Source organism: Moraxella equi, from assembly GCF_002027555.1.
Lineage (GTDB): Bacteria > Pseudomonadota > Gammaproteobacteria > Pseudomonadales > Moraxellaceae > Moraxella > Moraxella equi.
Genome location: NZ_MXAP01000155.1, coordinates 1 through 5,320, shown reverse-complemented (window position 1 = coordinate 5,320; position 5,320 = coordinate 1). Strand labels below are relative to the sequence as shown.

Annotated in this window: 6 protein-coding genes; 2 read left to right on the top strand and 4 right to left on the bottom strand. The window is 45.2% G+C overall.

What is annotated here, in order from left to right:
- Positions 1-200: 200 nt before the first annotated feature.
- The 4 genes from B5J93_RS12425 to B5J93_RS12410 form a co-directional block, all read right to left on the bottom strand.
- Positions 201-1,019, bottom strand: a complete 819-nt coding sequence (locus B5J93_RS12425) for a metallophosphoesterase (RefSeq protein ID WP_079326660.1) — start codon at positions 1,017-1,019, stop codon at positions 201-203.
- 188 nt (positions 1,020-1,207) lie between these two features.
- A complete protein-coding gene (locus B5J93_RS12420; protein WP_079326659.1) occupies positions 1,208-2,008 on the bottom strand; it encodes a metal ABC transporter permease in 801 nt (266 codons plus the stop codon).
- A gap of 18 nt (positions 2,009-2,026) precedes the next feature.
- The gene (locus B5J93_RS12415) at positions 2,027-2,776 is read right to left on the bottom strand and encodes a metal ABC transporter ATP-binding protein (RefSeq protein ID WP_079326658.1); all 750 of its coding nucleotides are present in this window, start codon (positions 2,774-2,776) and stop codon (positions 2,027-2,029) included.
- On the bottom strand, positions 2,763-3,266 hold the full coding sequence (locus B5J93_RS12410) for a Fur family transcriptional regulator (RefSeq protein WP_079326657.1): 504 nt from the start codon (positions 3,264-3,266) through the stop codon (positions 2,763-2,765). Before B5J93_RS12410 ends, B5J93_RS12415 begins: the two co-directional genes overlap by 14 nt.
- Before the next feature lie 300 nt (positions 3,267-3,566).
- On the opposite strand from B5J93_RS12410, the gene B5J93_RS12405 reads away from it, so the two are divergent.
- Both B5J93_RS12405 and B5J93_RS12400 read left to right on the top strand, forming a co-directional pair.
- Positions 3,567-4,421: a metal ABC transporter substrate-binding protein gene (locus B5J93_RS12405; RefSeq protein ID WP_079326661.1), complete on the top strand. Its 855-nt coding sequence runs from the start codon at positions 3,567-3,569 to the stop codon at positions 4,419-4,421.
- A gap of 271 nt (positions 4,422-4,692) precedes the next feature.
- The gene (locus tag B5J93_RS12400; RefSeq protein WP_079326656.1) at positions 4,693-5,079 is read left to right on the top strand and encodes an ATP synthase subunit I; all 387 of its coding nucleotides are present in this window, start codon (positions 4,693-4,695) and stop codon (positions 5,077-5,079) included.
- Positions 5,080-5,320 lie beyond the last annotated feature (241 nt).

The following is a 5,320-nucleotide window of genomic DNA, read 5'->3' as shown; positions in this document are numbered from 1 at the left end:
GTTAGTTGAGAGTGGGGTAATTTTTATCAAATTCAATAAAATGTTATCAATGTTCAACACGCCCCAAATCCATAAAAAATTTAAGTATTAGGGCATAGGGGTGAATCATATTCGCCCAAAAATCAACACGTTATCATAGGGCAAATGTGATTTGCCCCTACAAGTCTATCTAAAAGTATGATCAATTAACAGCGCTTTTTTTAAAACCCGCTATTATCCAGCCTTTTGACCCATGTGTCTAGCGTACGATTGTTATGTAATTGTAGCAAACGAAAACCACTCGCCACATCATCAATACCAAATTCATCTCGGTGAGGGGCAAATTGACGAGACGTGGCAGGGCAGGTATAGAGCGTTCCGCCATTTTGTTGCAAGATATGTGCCTGATGAACGTGTCCACAGAGAACATGGGGGCGATGGGCGGTATTGGTGGTGTGAGCGTTTAGTATCGCCCAAAATTCATCGCCATTTTGCAACATATGCTCATCTATCCATGCCGAGCCGATAGGGGTAGGGTGGTGGTGCAGGGCGATAAGGGTGGGCATGGCGTGATTTAGATGAGTCTTTAAAAAGGCAAGCTGGGCATCATCAAGTCGCCCGTAAATATGACCATGTAGGGCAGAATTGACCGCTAAAAGTTGCCAAGTGGCGTGGGGCAAGTCTATGATAAGGCGGTGGGTGTCAATAAGCCTGTCATCTTTGGCAATGGGGAGAAATGTGCGTTTGTCAAAAGGTAAATCATGCCCTATCTCATGTGTTACGTCATGATTGCCCGCCAAGCACAGATAGGGGGTATTTGTTTTATCCAATGCAGCAAACAGCCAATCATAAAGGGGTAAATGACCGTCATTGACCAAATCGCCTGTGAGTAATAGTAAGTTTGGCTTAAAGGTTAAGGCAAAATCCAGCACTTTTAAAAATTTATCAGTATTGGTAGGGACGTGCGTGGATAAATGTAAATCGCTGATTTGAGCGATGACAAAATCAGACGGAGTGGATAGGTGGGTGGGGTAGGTCATGGTGGAGTGGTTTAAAATATGGTTAAATGTAAATGGGTGGGGCAGATTGCCATTTGTTTAAATATTATTTGTTTAAGCACCATAGGGCAAATGTGATTTGCCCTTACAATACCTTTTAAAACATGATAAATAAAGAATGTCAAACAGGTTTCAATTTCAATTTCAATTTAAAAGGGTAATTTACCAATTTACGACTTACCCAACACCTTTCCCACCCCAAACACCCCCAAAAACCCCACCGCCAATGTCATGACAATGGCAAGCCCTGTTTGTACGTCAAGCCACACGCTTCCCCACACGCCTGTGGTTACGGCGATTTGGGCGATTATCATGGCAAAGATGACCATTTGTGTGGGCGAGTGAGCGAGCAGGCGAGCGATAAGAGCAGGTAGGATAAGTAGCCCTGTGATGAGCAGACTGCCAACCGCTTGAATGGCAACGGCACAAAACCCCGCCAGAAGCCCCATAAAAAAGAGCTGTTCGGTCTTAGGATTGATGCCTGCGATAGACGCTAGGGCTTCTGATGTGGCAAGTTTGACCTGTTTTTGCCAAATCCACACCAAAAAGATAACCCCTGCCCCAACCATAACCGCCAAACGGGGCAAATCGCCCCAATCCATGTCAAGTAAGCTACCAAACAAAAAGCCTAGCACGTTGGCTTGTTGCTGGGTAAGCTGGGTGAGCGTTAAAAGCCCCAAACACAACAGCGACACGGCAAGTACCGACAGCGTGGCATCGCTTGGCAGTCGCTTGTCTTGCAAAAACATAAGCGTGATGACCACGCCTATGCTCACCACACCCACACCCATGTCGGCAGGGATGGACAGCCACGCCCCAATCGCTACGCCAAGCAGAGCCCCATGAGCGAGCGTATCGGCAAAAAACGCCATGCGTCGCCACAGCACCAAACAGCCAAGTGGGGCGGACAGTAGGGCGAGCAGTGAACCTGCTATCCAAGCAGGGGCGATAATCGGTAGCCAATCGTTCATAACTTTTCTAATGGGTATTTAATGGGTGTGCTGACAATGGTCGTGGTGGTGGATATAGGGGGTTTGGTGGTGGGCTTGGTATTGTCCAAAGAGTGCCACAAATTCAGGCAGATGAGCGATGTCGGACGGCACGCCTTGACAGCAGATGTGTTTTTTTAGGCAAACCACACGCCGAGTGCCTTTCATGACCCAGTGCAAATCGTGCGACACAACGAGCATGGCACACGCCAAAAACGGGGGCATACTGTCTATAAAGTCATAAAGTAGCTCTTCGCTATCGGGGTCTAGCCCTTGCATGGGTTCGTCTAAGATAAGCAGGTCGGGCTTGTCAAGCAATGCTCTTGCCATAAGGACACGCTGAGTCTCGCCCCCTGATAGGTGGTGTATTTGGCGGTCAAGCAAGGGGGCAAGCGATAACTTTTGTAGGACAAAATCACGCTCATCAGGCGTTAGGCGTTTGGTGTTCGCTTGGACGAGCAAATCTTTGACACGGAGCGGTAAGATGCTTGGCACGCTAAACTTTTGGGGGACGTAACTTATCACGCTGTTGTGCTTGATGATGTCGCCTGACGTGGGTTTGTTTAAGCCCAAAATGAGCTTGACCAGCGTGGATTTGCCTGCCCCGTTTGGGCCGATAAGACTGACCATTTCACCTTTGGATAAGCTAAGCGATATGTCGGTTAAAATCTTGTTTCGACCGACATGAAAGCTGACTTTATCTAAGCGAAACAGCTCGTCTGTATTAGCGACTGTGTTAGTGACAGGCACGGCACACGCCTTTTAGTTCAATGACCGTGCGTTCTATGTCAAACCCTGCGTCATCTTTGGCAAAATTGACAATAGTGTCCACAGGCACGTTAGAGCATTCTTCAACGCTTTGGCATTTTTGGCAAATCAAAAAGGCGGCGGCGTGCTTGGAGCGTGGGTGGCAACATGGCACATAAGCGTTCATGGAGCTTAACTGATGAATCAACCCTTCGGCAAGCAAAAATTCTAACGAACGATAAATGGTCGGTGGGGCGATGTTCTTGTTTTTTGCCCCTGATGAGTGGCGAGCAGACTGCAAGGCACTGATAAGGTCATACGCCCCAAGTGGTTTGTCCGCTTCCAAAATCAGTCCGTACACTTCTTCACGCAAGGGCGTAAAACGCACGCCCCGAGCTTCACAGTGGGCTTTGGCATCGAGCATACGTTGTTTGGGGTCTTGATGTTCGTGGACATTATGGTGGTGGTCGCATTGGCAGGCGTGGTCGGTCATGATAGGCTCTTTTGGTTGTTCAAAATTATAAAAATTACATTTAAAATATACGTTATTTTACCATAAAAATAGTTGGACAATTTTAAAATGACTGATGAATGCCATTGATATAACATATCATCAAATGGGCGGTGTTTGTGTTGGTAATTTTTACGAAAAATGCTTGTTTCATCTTAATTTAGATACATTATAACAAAAGCCCATGATATATGATATAATCTTACAAGACATTACCGCAAATTTATGCAAGTTTTGTGCCATTTTTTGCATTTTTTAAATAAATTTATTAAAAAGGTTGTCATGTTATTTTCTAAATTCCCCTTTACCAAACTAAGCCTATTTGCCTTGCCTACCCTGCTGTCTGCGACCGTCCATGCAGGCACGGTAACGGTGAGTAATTATCCATTGTTACTTTTGTCCAATGCAGTAACACAGGGAGCGGAACCTGCCCAAATGCTACTATCCACAGGCGATGTTGGTCATCATGGTAGTCTCTCGCCAAGCAAAGTCAAGCTCGTGGGCGACAGCGATTATGTGGTGTGGTTTGGGCATGAGCTTGAACAAAATCTCGTTAAGACCTTAGAGAACGCCCCCAATGCCATTTCGCTATTTAAGATGAAGGCGTTTTATCGTCTGCCTATGAGGCAGCTTGATGGCACGCCCCGAGCCGACACCTTTGACCCACACATTTGGCTAGACCCAGAGAACGCCAAAGCCATTGTGCGAGCATTGGCGGTGGTGCATTCACATGCCAACCCCGAGCATAAGGGGTTGTATGCCGATAACGTCAAGGCGTTTCATCAGGCCATGGATAAGGCGGTGGCACAGGTACCAAAAGAGCATAAGCGGGCGTATTGGGCGTATCACGATTCATTCGCCTACCTTGAACGCTCGGCAAATCTACGTTTTGCAGGGGCATTGACCCCCGACCATCATCTGTCGCCCAAAGCCAGCCAATTTCGCATTTTAAATAATAACCGCCCATCGCCTTATATGTGCCTACTGTCGCAAGGGGCGATTTCGGACGGCATTAAAAACAAGCTCGGCAATGTCGGCACGCTTATCAAACAAGAAGACATGTCAGACGGCACCGATTTTGTGGACGTGTGGCAGGCGACCGTCAATGAGATTTATGCGTGTATCGACCAAAAATAAATTGGCGGATAGGGCGTATATAAAGGCGATGTGGTAAGCATTGCCTTTTTGTCTATAAATGACATCTATCAAACCTGCTACAACCAAAGGCGTATTTTATTTTCCTAAAACCGATAAAGCTGACAAAAGCTTCATTCTATATTTATCATAAAAATAAATGATATTATCACTTTTTACTGATGAAAAAATGCTGATAAAATCTTGTAAGTTTTTTAAAAACTTTTTATAATACAGAACCTTACGATTTTTTCACTGTGTTTTTGAGAGCATCATGAGCAAGCCTGCCCAGCGTCATCAGCAAGCCCGTGTGTACCGCTTGCAATTTCGTCAAGCATGGGCGGTATTGATACTCATTGGCATAGGTTTTATCCTTGAAACGTTGGGCGTTGCTCACGCCACCAAAAGCATGGCATCGGGCGGACTGCTTGGCTACATCGCCCAGTCTGCGTTTACACTCATTGCCTACCGTACGACAGGGGCGAGAGCAGGGCGTGTTATCATGCTCAACATGTATCTGGGGCAGATGATAAAATGGTTTATCACGCTGATGGGTTTTGCCCTGATTTTTATGTTGGCTAAGCCGATTGGGGCGTTTTTGGTGATTTTGAGTTATTTTGCTCTACAAGTTGTGCATGTTATGGTAATGTGGCGTATTTAGATTATCAATTAATTTTTAAAAATAGTTAGATTTTTTAAATTTAATGCTCATTTTTTTGCCAAAAATTGAAAAAATTCTGTAAGAAAACTCATATTTACCCTTTACAAGAACTACCAAAGTAGGGTATTATACTTCGGATTGCTTAGGGCGTGTTGAACATTGATAACATTTTATACAATTTAATAAAATTTAACGATTTCAACCAATTTTTGCATGGAAAATGGCTAAATCTTGTTTTTCA

Bases quoted from the DNA above. Each gene is read 5' to 3' on its own strand.
- B5J93_RS12425 (WP_079326660.1), bottom strand. From the start codon at position 1,019: ATGACCTACCCCACCCACCTATCCACTCCGTCTGATTTTGTCATCGCT.
- B5J93_RS12420 (WP_079326659.1), bottom strand. From the start codon at position 2,008: ATGAACGATTGGCTACCGATTATCGCCCCTGCTTGGATAGCAGGTTCA.
- B5J93_RS12410 (WP_079326657.1), bottom strand. From the start codon at position 3,266: ATGACCGACCACGCCTGCCAATGCGACCACCACCATAATGTCCACGAA.
- B5J93_RS12405 (WP_079326661.1), top strand. From the start codon at position 3,567: ATGTTATTTTCTAAATTCCCCTTTACCAAACTAAGCCTATTTGCCTTG.
- B5J93_RS12400 (WP_079326656.1), top strand. From the start codon at position 4,693: ATGAGCAAGCCTGCCCAGCGTCATCAGCAAGCCCGTGTGTACCGCTTG.